Source organism: Marinomonas sp. TI.3.20 (genome assembly GCF_038155025.1).
In the GTDB taxonomy this organism is placed as follows: Bacteria; Pseudomonadota; Gammaproteobacteria; order Pseudomonadales; family Marinomonadaceae; genus Marinomonas; species Marinomonas flavescens.
This window is the reverse complement of the sequence record NZ_JBAKAS010000018.1, coordinates 1-19,265: the sequence shown is the minus strand read 5'-3', so window position 1 is coordinate 19,265 and position 19,265 is coordinate 1. Positions and strand designations below refer to the sequence as shown.

Below are 19,265 nucleotides of genomic sequence, written 5' to 3'. Positions count from 1 at the left end.
CCTTGTTTAATTGCTCTGGTTTTACGTTCCAGACCGCATAGGAGATAAAAGTGTCTAAAGTTGTTGTTTGTGCCCTTTATAAATTTGTTGAACTTCCTCAGTTCGAATCCCTTCGTGAACCGCTTCAAACGGTATTAGAAGACAATAGCGTTCGTGGTACCTTGTTGCTTGCAAGCGAAGGTATTAACGGCACAGTAGCCGGATCTCGTGAAGGCATTGACGCTGTGTTGTCATGGTTAGATCAACAGCCAGGCCTAGATAAAATCGTCAGCAAAGAATCTTACGATGAAGACATGCCTTTCTATCGCACTAAGGTGAAGTTGAAAAAAGAAATCGTGACCATGGGTGTGCAAGGCATCGACCCTAAACGTGTGGTGGGCAGCTATGTTAAGCCAAGTGAATGGAATGCCTTAATTTCTGATCCTGATGTCGTTTTAGTCGACACTCGTAACGATTACGAAGTGCAAATTGGCACATTCAAAAATGCCGTCAATCCAAAAACAGACACCTTTCGTGAGTTTCCTGAGTACGTGAAAGAAAACATGGACCCCAAGAAACAAAAGAAAGTAGCGATGTTTTGCACGGGTGGTATTCGTTGTGAAAAATCCACAGCGTATATGTTAGAGCAAGGCTTCGAAGAGGTGTATCACCTTGAAGGCGGCATCTTAAAGTACTTAGAAGAAGTGCCAAAAGAAGAAACCATGTGGGAAGGCGAATGTTTTGTCTTTGATAATCGGGTTTCTGTGAATCACGACCTTGAAAAAGGTGATTATGACCAGTGTCATGCGTGCCGTATGCCCATTACGGAAGAAGAGAAACAAGACGAGCGCTATCAGCAAGGCGTGAGTTGTGTGCATTGCTTTGATAAGTACACCGATGAGCAGCGCCAGCGTTTTGTCGAACGCGAGCGTCAGGTGCAATTAGCCCGTTCTCGTGGCGAAGAGCACATTGGTGCAGATGTTTCTAGCGCCGTTGAAAAGCACCGTTCAGAAAAAGCGTTGGAAAAAGAACGTCAGCGCAAGGTTCGTGAACAAAGAAGCCAATCGTAACCCGCTATGTATTTCGTTCAGTCAGTCTGAGCGAAATATAAACTATTGATCTAAATCGCGATTTTTTTGCTTTCTTATGTCCTTCTTAGTGCCATCGTAGATGATGAGTGGTTTCGAAATGAGCCGGACTGCCGTACAATGAAAAAATCGCTTTTTATTAGCCAGTATCTATCATGAGTTATCAAGTTTTAGCACGCAAATGGCGGCCACAAACATTCCTTGAAATGGCAGGGCAAGACCATGTATTACAAGCCTTGGTCAATGCGCTTCGTCAGCAACGTTTGCATCATGCTTATTTGTTCAGCGGTACGCGAGGGGTGGGTAAAACAACCATTGCCCGTATCTTTGCAAAATGCCTAAACTGCGAAACTAACGGCATCTCCCCAGAACCTTGTGGTCATTGCGACAGCTGTGTCGAAATTGCTGAAGGTCGCTTTGTCGATTTGATTGAGGTCGATGCGGCCTCTCGAACGAAAGTGGAAGATACCCGAGAATTATTAGAAAACGTCCAGTATGCGCCGACGCGTGGACGTTTTAAAGTCTATTTGATAGACGAAGTTCATATGTTGTCTACACACTCTTTCAATGCGTTATTGAAAACTCTGGAAGAGCCGCCGGCCCATGTTAAATTCTTGCTGGCTACTACGGATCCGCAAAAACTTCCTGTTACGATTCTATCTCGTTGTTTGCAATTTAATCTAAAAAATATGACGCCACAACGGGTGGTAGATTACCTAGAGACTGTATTGACCACGGAGCAGGTTTCCTATGATCAGCCTGCGTTGTGGCAAATAGGTCAAGCTGCCAATGGCAGTATGCGTGATGCGTTAAGCTTGACGGATCAGGCGATTGCCTTTGGTAATGGCACCATCTCAGAAACTGGGGTGACGGCCATGTTGGGCTTGGTGAATCAAGCGCAAATATTGGATCTATTAGACTGTGTGGCGAGTAAAAATGCCGCGCTAGTTTTGCAGAAAATAGACGCGTTGGCGGGTTATCAGCCAGACTTTGTTGCTATTTGCGGGAGCTTACTGGACACCCTTCACCGTGTTGCTGTTGAACAACAGGTGCCAGGGGCTTTACTGGACCAGCAAGGCGATCTGGATCGTATTCAGCATATTGCCGCGACGGTGAGCCCTGAAGAAATTCAACTCATGTACCAAAGCTTGTTGATTGGTCGTCGAGATTTGCATTTATCACATACGGTACGTTCTGGTTTTGAAATGCTGATGTTGCGTTTGATCGCCTTTAGGCCTACGCCGCCAATGTCAGTTTCTTATGCAGAGCCACCACGTACTGAAGCGCCAATAAATTCGTCGTCAATAAAACCATCTGGAACCTTGTCTGCTGAGTTGGAAGTGACAGCCGCTGAGCCGCAAGATGAGATGCCTACTGGGTATGCAGACGAGTATTCTGAAGAGCCAAAAACAACCCATTTAGCATCGAATATTGCTGATGTGGTTGTTGCTGATGTGGTTATTGATAGCGTTGCCGTTGATGATGTGAGCGCTGGTGGTGTTCCTGCAGAAAACGTTAATGCCGAGGATGCACTAATCAAGCATAGTGAATCCAAGCATAGTGAACCTCTGTCAGACGCTGAGCGGCCGCCATGGGAAGACGCACCAGCGACGCAGAATAATACGGCTGTGGATGTTGCGCTTGAAGAAAACGTGACTGAAAGTAGCTTCGTTGAAAATAATCCTATTGAAAAAAGCTCTACTACACCACATAAAGAAGCAGACGCCTCTGTGTTGATGAATGATGAGTCAGCTGTTGAAGTGCCTGTTAATGAAAAGGCTATTGTAGAACAGTCGATTGCAGAAAAACGGATGGCTGAAGCTGTTACGAAAGAAGAGTCTGTCGTAAAAGACGTGCCTTTTGTAAAAGAAGCACCTTCTACGGTAGCGCCTGCGACGGTAGAAGCCGATGACGACGAAGATGAGGATGAAGAAGAGGCTGAAGAGCGAGCGATTGCTGATGTGTCTGATCCATTCAATCCAGCAGCGGAGTTGGTTCAAGCATTAGGCGCTGATACTGAGGTCGTTGCGCCGGATCTTGTAGAAGAAGAAAGCAACGAGCCTAAAGCGCCAGACACTGTGGCGCAACCTGCTTTGGGTATGCCATTGCCAGAGATGCACCATTTTAGCGAATTGACCATGAAACTCTGGTGGTTGGTCGCACCCAGATTGCCGTTGACGGGCTTGGTGCAAAATATATTGATGAACTCCAGTTTGATTTCAGCGACAGAGCAGGGAATTAAATTGGAAGTGCCTTTAGAGTATGGGCACATGTTGAATCAGACAAGATACGAACAAATTCAGGGCGCGCTGAGTGACTTTTTTGAGCAAAGTGTCCCTTTGATTATTGATACGGTTGAAGACACCAGTGGTGTGACCGCAGAAGAGTTTGCAGCCAGCAAACGAGCGGACGCATTGCAAGTCGCGATCGAACATTTGAATTCACATCCAGTCGTTCAAGCCCTCGCCAGTACGATGGGTGCTCAACTGGTTTATGATACTGTTAAAGCTAAAGTTTAATTGGAGAAAGAGTTATGTTTAAAGGTGGAATGGGCAACATGATGCGCCAAGCGCAGAAGATGCAAGAAAACGTTCAACAAGCCCAAGAAGAAGTGGCTAATATGGAAGTTGAAGGTCAATCTGGTGCGGGTCTTGTTAAAATCCTGATGACAGGTCGTCATGATGTTAAGCGCGTTTCTATCGATGATTCTTTGTTTGCAGACGATAAAGAAATGCTTGAAGATTTGATTGCTGCGGCGGTAAATGACGCAGTTCGTAATATTGAAGTTAGCCAGAAAGAGAAGATGGACGCTGCGACCGCTGGCATGTCTTTACCTCCTGGTTTTAAAATGCCTTTCTAGGAGCTTTGCTTGTTTAGTCCCTTAATTAAAGAGCTTATCGAGTCGTTGCGTTGCTTACCTGGCGTTGGCCCAAAATCGGCCCAAAAGATGGCGCTATATCTTTTGGAACGAGAGCATCAAGGGGCTGATAGATTAGCAAAGGCGCTGCGTGAAGCGTTGGATAAAGTAGGGCGCTGCTCTAGTTGTCGGACCTTAACAGAAGAGTCTGAATGCAGTATTTGCGCAGACCCAGAGCGCGATCCTACACATTTATGCATTGTTGAAACACCAGCAGACGTGCTTGCCATTGAATCGGCAGGAACGTTTGATGGTCGCTATTTTGTACTACTCGGTCATCTTTCACCCATTGATGGTATTGGTCCGGAAGAATTGGGTTTAGATCATCTAGAAAATTTAGTGATCTATAATCAAGTAGAAGAAGCCATTATAGCGACTAATTCAACCGTAGAAGGCGAAGCGACATGTCACTATATCGCTGAGAAATTAAAATCCAAAAACATCAACGTCAGTCGCATTGCTCATGGTGTCCCCATGGGTGGTGAGTTGGAATACGTAGATGGCAACACTCTGGCGTTAGCGCTAGAGGGACGGAAAACACTCTAGAATGGAAAACCAAGATCAAGCACTGAATATTGTATGGGTAGCGGACAATGACTCGTTAGCAACGTGGTGTAAGTACTGGGCTGAATTGCCAGTAATTGCCGTTGATACTGAGTTTATTCGCCGTACAACCTACTTCCCAATAACGGGTTTGATCCAGATCAGTGAAGGTGAGAAGGCGGTGTTAATTGATCCGCTAACAATTGATCAATGGGAGCCGCTTCGCGCTCTAATGGTTAATCCATCCGTCATGAAAGTATTTCACGCCTGCTCAGAAGATTTAGATGTGTTCGAGCGTTTGTTGGGTGTGCTGCCTACGCCATTCTATGATACTCAGATCGGTGAGGCCTATGCTGGCGCTCAGTGGTCTTTGAGTTATGTGAAGTTGGTTGCCTCTTATTTAAATATCGAAGTGGCGAAAGACGAAACGCGTTCTGATTGGATACAACGTCCATTAACGGATGCGCAAAAGCGTTATGCAGCATTAGATGTCGTGTATTTAGCTCAGCTTTACCCTTTACAGGTGGCTAAGCTAGAAGATAAAAACATGCTGGATTGGGTGCTAGAGGATTGTGAATCCTTAAAATGGCAACATCAAATGAACGCAGATCCAGAACAAAACTGGGCAAATGTAAAAACGGCTTGGCGTCTATCGCCTGAAGGGCTCACGTTGCTGCGCATGTTGTTTATTTGGCGTGATGAGCAAGCTCGAAAAGAAAACATTCCCAAAGGCCAAATCCTTAAAGACAGAACATTATGGGCATTAGGGAAAACATTGCCAGATCATCATAAAGCAATTTCTGAAACGGAAGAGCTGACTGGCAAACAACATCGATTGTATGGCGATGAAATCTTGGGAATGGTAGCTCTGGTAAAAAACCTTTCTGAAGATGAGCTTCAATTGCCTTTAGAAACACCGCTGCCGTCACAAGCAGGGGATTTGACGAAAGCGATTAAGGCGTATAGCCGTGAGCGCGCTCAGACATTAGAAATAGCCCCAGAAGCGATGTTAAAGCGTAAGTTGTTAGAGCCATTGGTTCATCATCTATTTGATGGCTCTGTTATTGATTGGCAGAACCCTGCGATGACTGGCTGGCGTCGAGAAGTGATTATTGATCCTGTTCTTGAACGTTTCAAAAAAGCCGAAATAGAACATTAAAACCTTGAGAAAACTATGAAACAACATTTGATTGTCGAAGTTTTTCGCTCGTCTAAGCATGATGGCATGTATTTATACGTAGAGAAGAAGACTGGCCTAAAAGAAATACCAGAAGAGCTAATGAAACGATTCGGCGCAGGCATTAGTGCCATGACGATGTTGTTAACAAAAGAACAGAAATTAGCTCGTGCGAACACGGAAAAAGTCATTAAAGGGATTCGGGAAACGGGGTTTTATTTGCAACTTCCTCCTGTGAAAGATGAGTATTTATTAGATCTTTATAAAACGCCAACTGAGGCGGTTTACTGATTATGATTGCTAAGCGTTATGAGCCGTTTTGGAAGATAACAGCAATGGATCAAATGAGCGATCCTGAGTGGGAGTCGATTTGTGATGGGTGTGGAAAGTGTTGTCTTCAAAAACTGGAAGATGAAGACACTGCAGATGTGTTCTACACCAATCTTGCCTGTGAACAGCTCAATATTTCAGCTTGTCAGTGTAAGGTGTATGACACGCGACAAATGAAAGTCGCCTCATGCATTACATTGACCTCGGATCAAATAGAAACATTCCATTGGTTACCTGATACCTGCAGCTATCGAGTGCTGCATGAAACGGGCGATTTGCCGAATTGGCACCCGTTGGTTGTCGGTAATAATAAGGAAATGTTGCGTCAAGGTTTAAGTGTTCGTGATTACGCAATAAGTGAAAAGTCGGTTGACGAAGAGGATTGGGAAACCCATATAATCAAGTGGGTTCATGGTCTTCCAGAGCCTTATGACGTCGATTGATTTTAACTGGATGTCGTATTGATTCAGCCCTAATAACACCAAGAGGTGGTCGCTAGTGAAACAGTTGAAGATAGGTGTAGTGCTTTGTTTTGTTTTTGTTTCCTTATGGTCATCTTTTAGCCAGGCTGATACTCAATTTCGAATTATTGTCGATGCTTCTGGTAGCATGCAAACCAGTGATCCTAATAAAATCACTGCCGAAGCATTACGGCTTATCTCAGACCTAGCGCCTGAGAATAAAGCCACAATAGGCGTGTGGCTTTTTGGTGAAAAACCCAGAGTGCTTTTTCCAGAATCACTGATTACTTCTTCCTCTAAAGCCAAGCTCGCTAATTACGTTAGTAATTATAACACTGAAGATCTCAAAACAGATCTTGAGTCCATTCTCACTATGCTCCTTAAAACACCGGATACAGCAGGGCTTGCCCCTGGTTTTAATCGAGAATGGATATTGGTTACCGATGGTATGGTTGATATTAGCTTAGATGAGCAGGTCAACGAGGCTTCTCGTCAGCGTATATGGGGAGCTATTACTCAGCAATTAGAGGAGAAAGGGATACATCTTCATACCATTTCTCTAACTGGCTACACGGATAAGGCTTTGCTGGATCATTTGTCATATCGAACCAACGCAACGCATACCGAAGTGGCGGTTCCGGAAGACTTACTTGATACCTTTGATCGTATTTATAGTCAGGCTTCCCCTGCAGAAGAGCTTCCCTTAATCGATAATGGTTTTGATGTTGATTCAAATATCGATGAAGTGACATTTGAAATGTTGCACGCGACTGGGGTAGTTCCAAAAATTATACAGCCTAATGGAGAAAGTCTCCCACTAGTTGAACGCCCTGGAGTGCATGTTTCTGATGCGCCGCATTACACCTTAGTAACTGTGACACAACCAGAAGCCGGCCATTGGCGTGTTGAAAATGTGAACCTTAAGCGGACCCAGGTTCGAGTACTATCAAGTTTGGTGGCGAAAGCGACTAAAATAGCGCCGCTTAGCTTTACAAAAGAGGCTATTGATTCAAATGTGGCTCTGTTCCAAGACGGGATACCGGTTAGTGAACCTGACGTCCTAGGTTCAACAACGGTTACACAGAAACTCTCGCGAATCGCAGGAGGAAGTAAAACGCCTGTATTAACGGTAGCTATGAATCAAGTTGGCACTGAGTATAAAAGTCGCATTGAAGGCGTTAGTAACCCCGGTCTTTATGAGTTGAGCAGTACCATTCATGGCGATACCTTCTCCCGTAAGGTGCGTCAATATTTCACGGTTCAACCTGCGGTGCATTTTGGTGTTAAAAATAATGGGGCAAATTTAATTACTTTCTCAGTAAGTCCTACCAACGCCAAACTTAACGCTTCATTATCTAGCGTAACGCTTAAGCTGACTTACTCCGACGGCTCTCAAAAATTAGAATCCATGCCTTTCATTAGTCAAGGTTATTGGGAAAAGATAGTGCCTATTTCGCCAAATGCTTTTGTTAAAGCCAGTGCCGAATTAGTGGGTGTCACTCAGTCAGGCGAAAAACTTAAATACAGCACTCCAACTTGGACTATTGAGCGTCAGGATAATGACCAGATCAATATTCAAATAGGCAATCTTACTAGAGCGCAAGATGAGCCAAATAGTGACGAGACTTTGCCTCAGAATCAGGTAGTAAATGGGTTGGTTGTGCCGCCGAATGTGGATGTCGTCAATGTTGGAACGACACAAGTTCAAGATGAACCTGTCGCGCAAACTGATGACAAGCCCAATAAGGGGATAGTAGAAAAAGTAACCAAAGAAGTCACCACTATGACTCAGGCCAGCTGGTTTATCTACGCAGTTATTGGCTTCGTTGCTTTCATTCTTATTTTATTAGTATTTATTTTTTCTCGACGATCTGCGCCGAGAAGCCGTTATCAGGATGAAGAATCAGACGATGTGTGAGTTGTTAGGTATGAGTGCAAATGTCCCTACCGACATTTGTTTTAGTTTTTCAGGGTTAATAGCCCGCGGTGGAAGAACAGGTCCGCATCGTGATGGTTGGGGGATGGCTATGTATCGAGATGGTCATGTTTGGACCATGCATGATCCGCGACCGAGTTGTGATTCAGATTTAGCGGAGGTGATGAGCAAGAGTTCGCTAAAATGTGACATAGTAATTAGTCATATTCGCCAAGCAAATGTAGGGGCGGTAAGTTTGCCTAATACGCATCCGTTTAGTCGAGTTCTCTGGGGAAAAACCTGGACTTATGCGCATAATGGCCAGCTTGAAGGGGCTGAGTTATTGCCTGTCGGAATACATCAGCCATTAGGCAGTACCGATTCAGAGCGTGCCTTTTGCTGGATGATAGAGCAGTTGTCGACTCGTTTTGGCGAGCAAGAACCTGATCTCATTATTCTTGCTGAGGCGATTACTGAGCTGGCGTTGCAGATGAAAGACAAAGGTGTTTTTAACATGATGTTGTCCGATGGTACTGCGTTGTATTGCTTCTGTACTACTAAGCTACATTGGATTGTTAGACGGGCGCCGTTTAAAAAAGCCACATTGTCTGATGAAGACATCAGCATAAATTTTCAAGAAGTGACCAGTGATAAAGACGTAGTGACAGTGATTGCCACTCAACCGCTGACGCATGACGAGGAATGGGCGCAAATGCTGCCAGGGGAACTATGCGTTTTCCAAGGTGGCGAAGTCGTATTTCAGAAAAAGCCTAGCGAATAGATAATTTCACAAGACACTAAGGTCTAAGTGCGGTGCTCAGCATAAAAAACCAGACAAACACGGGATCAGTGTCTGTCTGGTTTTTATTTATCTAACTGGCTACTTAATAGCGAGAAGATCAACCACGATACGATCGATCATGTATTGATTACTGGACTAATTCATTGTCGCTGAATTCGCCTTCAAACAAAGCGGTAGATAAGTAACGTTCGCCTGAATCTGGTAGAATTACCACGATTTTCTTATCTTGAAATTCCGCCATTTTATTCAGTCTTTCTGCCGCTGCAACCGCGGCGCCACAAGAAATACCACACAAAATACCTTCTTCGCGCATTAGGCGTTTGGCCATAGCAATAGCGTCTTCATTGGTGACTTGCTCAACACGGTCAATGATAGACAAATCTAGATTTTTTGGAATAAATCCAGCGCCAATACCTTGGATTTTATGGGGTGTGGGTGTCGGTGTTTCACCGTTGAGTGTCTGTGTGATAACCGGTGAATTAGACGGTTCTACTGCGACACTTAAAATGGCTTTTTCTTGCGTATTTTTAATGTAGCGGCTGATGCCGGTAATGGTGCCTCCTGTGCCGACACCAGAGACTAAAATATCAATATCACCATTGGTGTCTTTCCAAATTTCTGGACCTGTGGTCTTTTCATGAATTTCTGGGTTTGCTGGGTTATCAAATTGTTGTAACGCAACAAAAGTATCGTCTTTCGCTATTTCTTCTGCTTTTTCGATGGCGCCTTTCATGCCTTTGGCAGGCTCAGTCAAGACAATCGTAGCGCCAAGTGCTTTCATGACTTGGCGGCGTTCTACGCTCATGCTTGATGGCATAGTGATAGTGATAGGATAACCGCGTGATGCAGCGACAAAACACAGTGCAATACCGGTATTTCCACTGGACGCCTCAACGATAGATTTACCTTTTGTCAGTATGCCTTTCTTCTCAGCATCCCAAACCATGTTTGCGCCAATTCGACATTTCACAGAGAAAGCAGGATTGCGGGATTCTACTTTCGCCCAGATATTTCCATTGCCAATTTTGTTTAGACGAACCAAGGGGGTATTGCCGATAGTAAGAGAGTTATCTTCAAATACTTGCTGAGACATGCTATTTCCTTATTCATTGATCTATTGAAGAGCGCTACACGCCAAAAGTAGTGCAGCAAATTGCGTTCACTATAACCCCTTGATAGGGATTAATGTTAGAATTTCCAACTATATAGATATAAACGGCGCGTTTTTTTCTCAGTATTTACAACTCTCTTATTAGCGCCAATTAACTAGGATATTAGTGTACTTACTATGCCAATTACTGATGTGATGATGCGTGATCGTCATCTTATTGCTCGTAAACAAGAGCAGTTAGCCAAACGTAAAAAAGACGGATTACCCTTTGACCGCATGGTGTCTGAATTGGATGCCATGATTGCAAAGTCTGAGGCTTTATTTCAGGCACGGCTAGGTCGATTACCTAAAATTACTTATGATATTAGCTTGCCTGTAGCCGAGCGATCTGAAGAAATCATTAAGGCAATTCAAGAAAACCAAGTCATCATTATTGCTGGTGAAACGGGGTCAGGTAAAACGACACAGTTGCCTAAGATGTGTCTTGAAGCAGGCCGTGGTATTGCGGGTCTGATTGGTCATACGCAACCACGACGTATCGCGGCGCGCAGTGTGGCTGAGCGTATCAGTGACGAGATGCAAGTTAAGCTTGGTGAGCAAGTGGGTTTTCAGGTTCGTTTTAGCGACGAAAGCAACGAAGAGACGTTAATCAAGTTAATGACTGACGGTATTCTGTTGGCGGAAATCCAGCAAGACAAAATGCTCTATAAATATGACACCATCATCATTGATGAAGCTCATGAGCGCAGTTTAAATATCGACTTTCTATTAGGGTATTTAAAGCGTGTACTGGCTGCGCGTCCTGAGTTGAAAGTCATAGTCACGTCCGCAACCATAGATGTGGATCGCTTTTCGGCACATTTTGATAATGCGCCTGTTATTGAAGTGTCTGGTCGAACCTATCCTGTTGAAGTGCGTTACCAACCGTTACTGAGTAAATCAGATTCCGACACGTTGGACGAAGATCAAAGCATGGAGCAAGGTATTCTTGATGCGGTCGAATTATTGATCCAAGAAGAAAGAGCCTCTGGCTATCGTGGTGCTGGCGATGTTTTGGTCTTTTTGGCGGGTGAGCGAGAGATCCGTGAAACCGCGGAAATTTTACGCCGAGCGGAGCTGAGAAACACCGAAGTATTGCCTTTATATGCGCGTTTGAGTACCAGTGAGCAGAAGCGAATTTTCAAATCCCATTCTGGGCGTCGTATTGTCTTATCAACTAACGTAGCGGAAACCTCATTAACCGTGCCGGGCATTCGTTACGTGATCGACCCTGGTTTGGCGCGAATGAGTCGCTACAGCGTGCGCTCTAAAGTACAACAATTGCCGATCGAAAAGATCAGTCAGGCGAGCGCTAATCAACGCGCAGGTCGATGTGGTCGTGTCGCCGCCGGTATTTGTATTCGCCTTTATGATGAAGCGGATTTCGCCACACGCCCTGAATTTACTGATCCAGAAATTTTCCGCACGAACTTGGCATCGGTTATTTTACAGATGGCCAATCTGCGCTTGGGACCAGTCGAGAAATTTCCGTTTGTAGAAATGCCAGAACGGCGCATGATCAATGACGGTTATCGAGCGTTGACAGAACTTGGCGCGTTAAAAGGTGAGCAGCTGACGCCAATTGGTCGCCAGTTGGCCAAGTTACCGATCGACCCTAAATTAGGCCGTATTCTGATTGCCGCCGAAAAGCAATCCGTGTTGAAAGAAGTGGCCGTGATTGTCAGTGCTTTATCTGTTCCTGATCCACGAGAGCGTCCTCAAGATAAGAAAACACAATCCGATCAAGCTCATGCGCAAGACAAAGATGAAGATTCTGATTTTGTGGTGTTTCTTAATTTATGGGAGCGTTATGAAGAGCAACGCCAAGCCTTGTCACAAAATCAGCTGCGTCAGTTCTGTCGTAAGCAATTTTTAAACTTTATGCGAATGCGAGAATGGCGTGATATTCATCGCCAAATTTTGATCGCGTGCAAACAGTTGGGTTTTAAAGAAGTTGAGCACGAAAATCGCAACTACGAAGCGATTCATCGTTCTTTGTTGGCAGGCTTGTTTACGCAAGTGGCGAATAAAATGGACGACAGCAAAGAAATGCTGGGTTGCCGCTCGCGTAAAGTGTCGATCTTTCCAGGTTCTATGCTGTTTAAAAAACCGCCGCAATGGGTGATGGCGGCAGAACTTGTGGAAACCAGCAAGTTGTATGCGCGAGTTGCCGCGCGCATTGACCCAGAATGGATTGAAGAGTTTGCAGAGCCTTTTGTGAAGCGACAGTATTTTGATCCGCACTTCGAGCGTAATCAAGGTCGCGTCATGGCTCAAGAGCAAGTGTCTCTGTACGGCCTGATCATTGTGGCCAAACGAGGCGTGGATTACGGACGCATTGAACCTGAAGAAACACGCGAGATTTTGATTCGTAGTGGCTTGGTTGAAGGGCAAATGCGCACTAAACAGGCTTTTTATCGTAAAAATAAAGCGCTGGTGGACGTTCTTGAAACACAAGAGGCTAAGTTGCGTACGCGCGATATTTTGGTGGACGATGAAGCTGTGTTTGCCTTTTATAATCAGCGAATCCCGCAAGATGTTCTGAACCAGAAGAGTCTTGAATATTTTTCGAAAAAATCCCCAGATGCATTGGTTATGACCCGGGACGATCTTATTAATCAAGACGTTACCGTGGACGACATTGCGTTCCCTGACTCGTATGGCTTAAACGGTGTGGCACTGCCGATTGATTATCGCTTTGAGCCAGGTAAAACCACCGATGGCGCGACACTGAAAGTGCCAGTTGGGTTATTGCGACAGTTGAACCTAGATGATTTGGGCTGGGCGGTGCCAGGCTTTATAAAAGAGCGCTGTGAAGCATTGTTACGTGCTTTGCCCAAGGCATTGCGTCGTCGTTTTGTGCCGATTCCTCAGTTTGTTGATCGAGTGTATCCGAACCTCTCGCAAGATAAAGGGGACCTGCTCGAACAGTTGAGTTTGCAAATTAAGCGTGAAACCTTGATCGAAATTCCTCTAAATGAGTGGACGCCAGACAAATTAGAAACGCATCTAACGCTGTCGTTAGAAGTGGTTGATGAACGTGGGAAAGTACTGGGTATTGGTAAAGACCTTGCTCAGCTTCAAGCGCAATTTAGCGATTTGGTAGAAGAAAGCTTTGCCCGATTTGGTACTAAAGAGCACGAGCAAGACGACTTAACGGAGTGGCCTGATCAAGATATTCCTGAGCGACAAGAAATCAAACAAGCAGGCATTAAAGTCACTGCGTTTCCTGCGTTAGTGTCAACGGGAGAAACGGTCTCTCTAAAAATGTTTGATGATCAAAATACGGCTTTGGAGTCTCATCGAAAAGGCGTGATTGCCTTGCTGAAAAAGGCGCTGCAAAAAGAGGTTCGTTATTTACAAAAGAACTTGCCACATATTAAAGAGTCAATGTTGATCTTTTCGCCTTTAGGGCAAAAAGAGGTACTGCTTAATGACTTATTGAATGCCATTTTAGACAAGGTCTTTTTGGATGGTCGTCCATTACCGCGTAGCAAAGCTGAATTTGAGCACTGCATGGTGGCTCACAAACAGCAACTAATTAGCATCGCGAATGAGATGGCGAACCAATTGTATCGGGTGTTGTCTTCATATCAAGGTGTGGCAAAAAGGATGAAAGGCAGTATTCCTTTGCCTTGGACACGTGTTTATGGGGACATTAAAGTCCAGCTTGAAAATTTAATTTATCCAGGTTTTATTGGCAATACGCCACTATTTTGGTTAGGTCAGTTACCGCGATATTTTAAAGGGGTTGAGGTGCGTTTAGAGCGCTTTCAAAATCATTTAAATAAAGAAAACAGCTATGTTACTCAGTTAGAAGGTCTTTGGCAGACGTATTCAAGGCAGAAGAAAGCCCACGATGACAAGTCTCTTTATGATCCTGAGTTAATAAAATATCGTTGGATGTTAGAAGAATATCGTATTTCATTGTTTGCGCAGTCTGTTGGCACATTGGAGCCTATTTCAGATAAGCGATTGAATAAACAATGGCAAGGCGTCAAAAAACTTGTTTAGGGCAGATAATTAATGAAGGTAATAGTGATGAGAAGGTCGACAACCTGGATAATGGCGGGGTTACTTAGTGTTACCTTAAGCGCCTGTGCAAGTAAATCGCCTGACGGTGCTGGGTCACCAGAAGCCGCAGTGCCGATTGCAGAATCATCTAGTGTGAACGCAGATAAGCAGGCAGCCCCGAAAAAAGCCGTTTCAGGTGAGGCTGTTAAAGATAATGCAGACAATGCCAAATTACGTGCTGACGGAACAAGCAGTGATGCTAATGCCGGTGCTGTTAATTCAACCGACAGCACTGTTAATTCGGCTGACAACACTGTAGCAACAGATCCTGCAGACCCATGGGAAGGCTTCAACCGTGCCATGTTTTCATTTAATAGCGTTTTAGATGGGTATTTTTTAAAGCCCGTTGCTAAAGGCTATAAAAAAGTGACCCCCGAGTTCATGCAAACAGGGGTGAGTAATTTCTTTTCTAATATAGGTGAGATTTCAAACCTGACAAACAGTGCTTTACAAGGTAAGAAGAACGCCTTCGTAGGCTCTACATGGCGATTTGTCATCAACTCAACGGTTGGTGTGTTTGGTTTATTTGATGTGGCTTCATCCTTAGGCATTCGAAAATACGATGAAGATTTCGGACAAACACTAGGGTATTGGGGCGTGTCGAATGGGCCTTACCTTGTACTGCCTTTCTTAGGGCCATCTACGGTTCGTGATGCTGGTGGTACCGTTGTCGACTTGTTTAATTATGACCCGGTTGATGAGCTGGATCTTAATGAAGATCAAAATCTCGGGCGCTGGGCTTTGTACGTGGTACAAAAACGCGCCAGTTTCTTATCTGCTGAATCGCTTATTATTGGTGATCGTTACAGTTTTATTCGTGATGTTTATTTGCAGACTCGACAAAATGAAGTGTATGACGGTCATCCACCTCAATCATCAGCGAAAGACAAATCAGACTCTGAAGACAGCTGGGGTGATGAAAGTAGCGATGATACCGATAGTTGGGGTGATGAAGACGGTACTGACAGTTGGGGCGATACGGATTCCTCTGACACGACACAACCAGCAGCCGACTCAACTGCAAACGTCACGTTACCAGCCTCTAAAAAAACATCGACAGACAATAGCGTGAAAACAGACCGCGCTGGCACAGATGTTATTAAGTCTAATGACGATGCAGCCTCGAAAAGCTTGCCTAGTAGCGACGCGGCATTGTCCGTACAGAGCGCTACTGCTAAATAGTACTTCACGTTGTTTTATAGGCTTGCCGTAGGCGAAGTCGTATTGTTATAAAAACCTGATGAGTCATGCTCATCAGGTTTTTTTTTGAGCCATTATTCTGGGTGCCACATTGGTTATTAGGTAAGGTTATTTGTCTTAATGGATTGATGCAGAGGAACACAGAGTGAAAACAATAGGCGTAATTGGTGGTATGAGTTGGGAGTCAACTGCAAGTTATTATCCCACCCTGAACCAAGGTGTCGCTCAGTCATTAGGGTAATGGCATTCGGGGAAGACATTACTAATAGTGTTGATTTTAAAGACATTATTTATAACGAGTGGTGCCTCGGAAACATCAACGACGCTTCTCGCCACGAAGATCTGTGCATTATCAATGAGCTAGTCGTCGAAGGGGCTCAAGCAATCATCGTAGGCTGCACGGAAATTGTTTTGTTGATAAAGCCTGAAGATACGCTGATAAGGTTGTTTGATACCACTGCGCTGCATTGTGATGCCGCGGTAAAGCAGGCATTAGATGCTTTGTAACGTAAGTGGCTATGAAGGCTTAACCGAGATAGCGCTCGTTGTTTGCTACGTTCCGTGTTACGACGACATTCGCACCAATAATGGCGTTATCGCCAATGGTAATGCCGGGTAATATCTTTGCGCCACCGCCAATCCATACCTTGTTGCCGATTGAGATAGACTTAGCATGGCATTCTCCTGCGGCTCTTGTTGCAGCATCGCGAGGGTGGTCGACCGTATAAAGATGAACACCGGGACCAATTAAAACATCATCGCCAAGAGTGATTTGTGCGCTGTCCAAAAAGAAGCAGTTGAAATTAATGTAGCCGCGTTCTCCAATGTGAATCTGAGTGCCATAGTCGCACTGGAAGCCGGGTTCAATCACTAGGCTACCAAATTCAGCGAAGAGGCGAGTAATGTGGCGTAGATTGCCCTTGCTTGGGTGAGCATTGTATTTGGCGCAGGCCAAACGAGCGGCTTCGCGGCGTAATCGTAAATCTGTGTCTATGCCATTGAACGCGAGCCCTTGGCGCATTTTGTCGAATTCTGTCATCTTTTCGTTCAATGTATTGCCCTTATTACTTGATTTGAATGCATAAAAAACGCGACCTAGGTCGCGTTTTTACATCGTCTGCTTGTTGCTAGGTGATTAACCTATTACAGCATAGAAACCAAAGTCGTTTCTAGTTTACGTTGGTCTGCCGCAAAGTTACGAATGCCTTCAGCAAGCTTCTCAGTTGCCATCGCATCTTCGTTCATTGCCCAACGGAAAGCCTGTTCAGAAATGGCTTCTGGTGCAGGTTTTACGTCCGTTGTCGGGATCAATTTACGTTCTAGTGGGCTTTCGTCTTTTTTCAGTTCTTCAAGCAGGGCAGGGCTGATAGTCAAACGATCACAACCAGCAAGTTGCTCGATTTCACCGATGTTACGGAAGCTTGCGCCCATAACGACAGTTTTGTAGCCATGTTCTTTGTAGTAGTTGTAGATTTCAGTAACAGACACAACGCCTGGATCGGTTTCTGCAGTGTATTCTTCGCCCGTTGATTTTTTGTACCAATCAAGGATACGACCCACGAATGGAGAGATTAGGAATACACCCGCTTCTGCACAGGCTTGCGCTTGAGCGAAAGAGAAAAGCAGCGTTAGGTTACAGTTGATGCCGTCTTTTTCTAGCTGCTCAGCGGCTTTGATGCCTTCCCAAGTGGATGCGGCTTTGATCAAGATGCGGTCACGAGTAACGCCAGCTTCTTCATAAAGCTTGATTAAGCGATGCGCTTTTTCGATCGTACCTTGAGTGTCGTATGACAAACGTGCGTCGACTTCTGTAGAAATACGGCCCGGTACGTATTTAAGAATCTCAGTACCTACGATAACCGCTAGCTTGTCGCTTGCGTCGATCAGTTGCTGGTCTTTGTTATCGCTTTGTTCTTTGGCCCATGCAATGGCTTGGTCTAGAAAAGGGGCATATTCAGGGATTTGTGAAGCTTTAAGCATCAAAGAAGGGTTTGTGGTCGCATCTTCCGGCAAGAAGTTTTTGATTGCCGTGATATCGCCGGTGTCAGCCACAATGGTAGTGAACTCTTTTAATTGAGATAACTTGTTGCTCATTGCTCTTATCCTTTACGTTGATGATTTTTGACCAATTCAATGGCCTCTAATAATGCGTCTATCTTTGCGTCAAGTTGATGACCGTTTTCTGAAAGATAGCGTCGGAATTGTTTGCCACCAGGTTCGCCTTGGAAAATGCCTAAAATATGGCGAGTTAGGTGCGACAGTCGTGCGCCTTCTGCCATACGGCCCTCCATGTGTAGCACAAACTTTTCGAGCGCTTCAAAACGGTTGGCGACCAATGGTTGTCCGCCAAAAAGCTGTTCGTCTATTTGGCTTAAAATCCAAGGGTTATGGTACGCCTCACGGCCGATCATAACGCCATCGACGTGCTCTAATTGTTTTTGGCACTCCGCTATGGTTTTAATGCCGCCGTTTATGATGATTTCAAGGTCTGGAAAGTCTTGTTTCAACTGGTGTACATAATGATATTTCAGCGGTGGTACTTCGCGGTTTTCTTTCGGGCTTAAGCCTTGAAGAATCGCTTTTCGGGCGTGAACAATAAAAGTGTTGGTGCCAGTAGTGGCAATATCACCCACAAAGTCACGTACTACACTGTATTCCTCTTGATCGTCGATGCCAATACGGTGCTTGATGGTCACCGGAATACTACAAGCATCCTGCATTGCGCGCATGGCGTCTTTGACTTTGTCTGGGTGCTCCATCAGGCAAGCACCGATCATACTGTTTTGCACGCGATCGCTTGGGCAACCTACGTTTAAATTAACTTCATCAAAACCCGCTTGCTCGGCAAGCTTAGCGCACTTACTCAAATCGACCGGGTTAGAACCACCTAGTTGCAAGGCAAGCGGGTGTTCACATTCGTCATAATGCAAAAAGCGTTCAGGATTATTGCCATACAACAAAGCGCCCGTCGTCACCATCTCGGTATAAAGCAACGTATTCTTGCTTAATGTACGAGCGAACACTCGGTAATCGCTCGTCGTCCAATCCATCATGGGTGCAATAGAGAAGCGTCGGTCAAGCTTAGTGTTTGATGTTAAAGGTGTTTCGCTGTGATTGGTGGTGTCTGTAGCAGTCATTAATTTAGTCTTTCATAATCGAAAATAGATGTTTTTAGTGGCTTAGTGCTAAACAAGTGCTAAATAATTTTTTTCAGCACTTGCGCGTAAATGCACTTGATTATCTGATGTGGCGATTATGTCATAAAATTACATTAATTCTAATAGGTGACAGTCGTTACTTTAGAAAGAAGAAGAGAAAGAGCTATGTTGTAAAGGAACCAATTGCGTTTAGAAGCTTGTTATTTAATGCTTTTTTAGCTGTGATTACGATTTGTCCAAAAGGAATTACTATTTTTCCAGATGGATTTTTCTAGCCATTGATTTTGTAATAAATAGAACCAAGAATTGGGGGGTCAGATGAAAAATAAATTAATTTTTCATCTGACCCTGAGGTATCCCCGCGAATTTAAACCATAAAACCTTCTCCTTTGAACAGGTGTTCGGCGAATGTCCTAATTCCTTCTCGCCATTGTTTGAGGGTGATTTTGAGGTTCGTTGATAGTGCTCTTT

Annotated in this window: 16 protein-coding genes; 12 read left to right on the top strand and 4 right to left on the bottom strand. The window is 44.7% G+C overall.

Annotated elements, in window-relative coordinates; translation table 11 throughout:
• Positions 1 to 50: 50 nt before the first annotated feature.
• The 9 genes from trhO to V6259_RS15990 all read left to right on the top strand — a co-directional run bounded on the left by trhO (position 51) and on the right by V6259_RS15990 (position 9,191).
• On the top strand, positions 51 to 1,049 hold the full coding sequence (trhO, locus tag V6259_RS16030; RefSeq protein WP_341585423.1) for an oxygen-dependent tRNA uridine(34) hydroxylase TrhO: 999 nt from the start codon (positions 51 to 53) through the stop codon (positions 1,047 to 1,049).
• Between the two features lie 173 nt (positions 1,050 to 1,222).
• Complete coding sequence (gene dnaX, locus V6259_RS16025) at positions 1,223 to 3,586, top strand: DNA polymerase III subunit gamma/tau (RefSeq protein ID WP_341585422.1); 2,364 nt, start codon at positions 1,223 to 1,225, stop codon at positions 3,584 to 3,586.
• Between the two features lie 14 nt (positions 3,587 to 3,600).
• Positions 3,601 to 3,927 carry a YbaB/EbfC family nucleoid-associated protein gene (locus tag V6259_RS16020; protein ID WP_133012137.1) on the top strand — a complete coding sequence of 109 codons (327 nt, stop codon included), beginning with the start codon at positions 3,601 to 3,603 and terminating at the stop codon, positions 3,925 to 3,927.
• A gap of 9 nt (positions 3,928 to 3,936) precedes the next feature.
• Positions 3,937 to 4,530, top strand: a complete 594-nt coding sequence (gene recR / locus V6259_RS16015; RefSeq protein WP_133012138.1) for a recombination mediator RecR — start codon at positions 3,937 to 3,939, stop codon at positions 4,528 to 4,530.
• 1 nt (position 4,531) lies between these two features.
• Positions 4,532 to 5,686, top strand: a complete 1,155-nt coding sequence (gene rnd / locus V6259_RS16010) for a ribonuclease D (protein WP_341585421.1) — start codon at positions 4,532 to 4,534, stop codon at positions 5,684 to 5,686.
• A gap of 15 nt (positions 5,687 to 5,701) precedes the next feature.
• On the top strand, positions 5,702 to 5,995 hold the full coding sequence (locus V6259_RS16005; protein ID WP_341585420.1) for a YcgL domain-containing protein: 294 nt from the start codon (positions 5,702 to 5,704) through the stop codon (positions 5,993 to 5,995).
• Positions 5,996 to 5,997: 2 nt separating this feature from the next.
• Positions 5,998 to 6,477 (top strand): YcgN family cysteine cluster protein, encoded by a 480-nt coding sequence (locus V6259_RS16000; RefSeq protein ID WP_133012141.1) that lies wholly within the window; start codon positions 5,998 to 6,000, stop codon positions 6,475 to 6,477.
• Between the two features lie 55 nt (positions 6,478 to 6,532).
• Complete coding sequence (locus tag V6259_RS15995; protein WP_341585419.1) at positions 6,533 to 8,413, top strand: vWA domain-containing protein; 1,881 nt, start codon at positions 6,533 to 6,535, stop codon at positions 8,411 to 8,413.
• Positions 8,406 to 9,191, top strand: coding sequence for a class II glutamine amidotransferase (locus V6259_RS15990; RefSeq protein ID WP_341585418.1), 786 nt, complete (start codon positions 8,406 to 8,408; stop codon positions 9,189 to 9,191). The genes V6259_RS15995 and V6259_RS15990 overlap by 8 nt, the downstream gene beginning before the upstream one ends.
• Before the next feature lie 148 nt (positions 9,192 to 9,339).
• On the opposite strand, the gene cysK is transcribed toward V6259_RS15990, so the two are convergent.
• Positions 9,340 to 10,305: a cysteine synthase A gene (gene cysK, locus V6259_RS15985; RefSeq protein WP_341585417.1), complete on the bottom strand. Its 966-nt coding sequence runs from the start codon at positions 10,303 to 10,305 to the stop codon at positions 9,340 to 9,342.
• A gap of 195 nt (positions 10,306 to 10,500) precedes the next feature.
• On the opposite strand from cysK, the gene hrpA reads away from it, so the two are divergent.
• From hrpA to V6259_RS15970, 3 genes are all read left to right on the top strand, one after another.
• A complete protein-coding gene (gene hrpA / locus V6259_RS15980) occupies positions 10,501 to 14,376 on the top strand; it encodes an ATP-dependent RNA helicase HrpA (RefSeq protein ID WP_341585416.1) in 3,876 nt (1,291 codons plus the stop codon).
• 27 nt (positions 14,377 to 14,403) lie between these two features.
• Positions 14,404 to 15,618 carry an MlaA family lipoprotein gene (locus tag V6259_RS15975; protein ID WP_341585415.1) on the top strand — a complete coding sequence of 405 codons (1,215 nt, stop codon included), beginning with the start codon at positions 14,404 to 14,406 and terminating at the stop codon, positions 15,616 to 15,618.
• A 258-nt stretch (positions 15,619 to 15,876) separates the two neighbouring features.
• Entirely contained in the window at positions 15,877 to 16,143 is a 267-nt protein-coding gene (locus V6259_RS15970; RefSeq protein WP_341585414.1) for a hypothetical protein, read from the top strand.
• Positions 16,144 to 16,162: 19 nt separating this feature from the next.
• Here the strand turns inward: V6259_RS15970 and V6259_RS15965 are convergent, their stop codons facing one another.
• The 3 genes from V6259_RS15965 to dusA all read right to left on the bottom strand — a co-directional run bounded on the left by V6259_RS15965 (position 16,163) and on the right by dusA (position 18,773).
• On the bottom strand, positions 16,163 to 16,675 hold the full coding sequence (locus tag V6259_RS15965) for a sugar O-acetyltransferase (protein ID WP_445928514.1): 513 nt from the start codon (positions 16,673 to 16,675) through the stop codon (positions 16,163 to 16,165).
• Positions 16,676 to 16,779: 104 nt separating this feature from the next.
• The gene (tal, locus tag V6259_RS15960) at positions 16,780 to 17,730 is read right to left on the bottom strand and encodes a transaldolase (RefSeq protein WP_341585412.1); all 951 of its coding nucleotides are present in this window, start codon (positions 17,728 to 17,730) and stop codon (positions 16,780 to 16,782) included.
• 5 nt (positions 17,731 to 17,735) lie between these two features.
• Complete coding sequence (dusA, locus tag V6259_RS15955) at positions 17,736 to 18,773, bottom strand: tRNA dihydrouridine(20/20a) synthase DusA (RefSeq protein WP_341585411.1); 1,038 nt, start codon at positions 18,771 to 18,773, stop codon at positions 17,736 to 17,738.
• Between the last annotated feature and the right edge of the window lie 492 nt (positions 18,774 to 19,265).

What these genes read in the sequence shown, in the direction of transcription:
- V6259_RS15965 (WP_445928514.1), bottom strand. Translation starts at nt 16,675, where the DNA reads ATGACAGAATTCGACAAAATGCGCCAAGGGCTCGCGTTCAATGGCATA.
- V6259_RS16005 (WP_341585420.1), top strand. Translation starts at nt 5,702, where the DNA reads ATGAAACAACATTTGATTGTCGAAGTTTTTCGCTCGTCTAAGCATGAT.
- rnd (WP_341585421.1), top strand. Translation starts at nt 4,532, where the DNA reads ATGGAAAACCAAGATCAAGCACTGAATATTGTATGGGTAGCGGACAAT.
- V6259_RS16000 (WP_133012141.1), top strand. Translation starts at nt 5,998, where the DNA reads ATGATTGCTAAGCGTTATGAGCCGTTTTGGAAGATAACAGCAATGGAT.
- hrpA (WP_341585416.1), top strand. Translation starts at nt 10,501, where the DNA reads ATGCCAATTACTGATGTGATGATGCGTGATCGTCATCTTATTGCTCGT.
- V6259_RS15990 (WP_341585418.1), top strand. Translation starts at nt 8,406, where the DNA reads ATGTGTGAGTTGTTAGGTATGAGTGCAAATGTCCCTACCGACATTTGT.
- V6259_RS15975 (WP_341585415.1), top strand. Translation starts at nt 14,404, where the DNA reads ATGAGAAGGTCGACAACCTGGATAATGGCGGGGTTACTTAGTGTTACC.
- V6259_RS16020 (WP_133012137.1), top strand. Translation starts at nt 3,601, where the DNA reads ATGTTTAAAGGTGGAATGGGCAACATGATGCGCCAAGCGCAGAAGATG.
- cysK (WP_341585417.1), bottom strand. Translation starts at nt 10,305, where the DNA reads ATGTCTCAGCAAGTATTTGAAGATAACTCTCTTACTATCGGCAATACC.
- tal (WP_341585412.1), bottom strand. Translation starts at nt 17,730, where the DNA reads ATGAGCAACAAGTTATCTCAATTAAAAGAGTTCACTACCATTGTGGCT.
- dusA (WP_341585411.1), bottom strand. Translation starts at nt 18,773, where the DNA reads ATGACTGCTACAGACACCACCAATCACAGCGAAACACCTTTAACATCA.
- V6259_RS15970 (WP_341585414.1), top strand. Translation starts at nt 15,877, where the DNA reads ATGGCATTCGGGGAAGACATTACTAATAGTGTTGATTTTAAAGACATT.
- dnaX (WP_341585422.1), top strand. Translation starts at nt 1,223, where the DNA reads ATGAGTTATCAAGTTTTAGCACGCAAATGGCGGCCACAAACATTCCTT.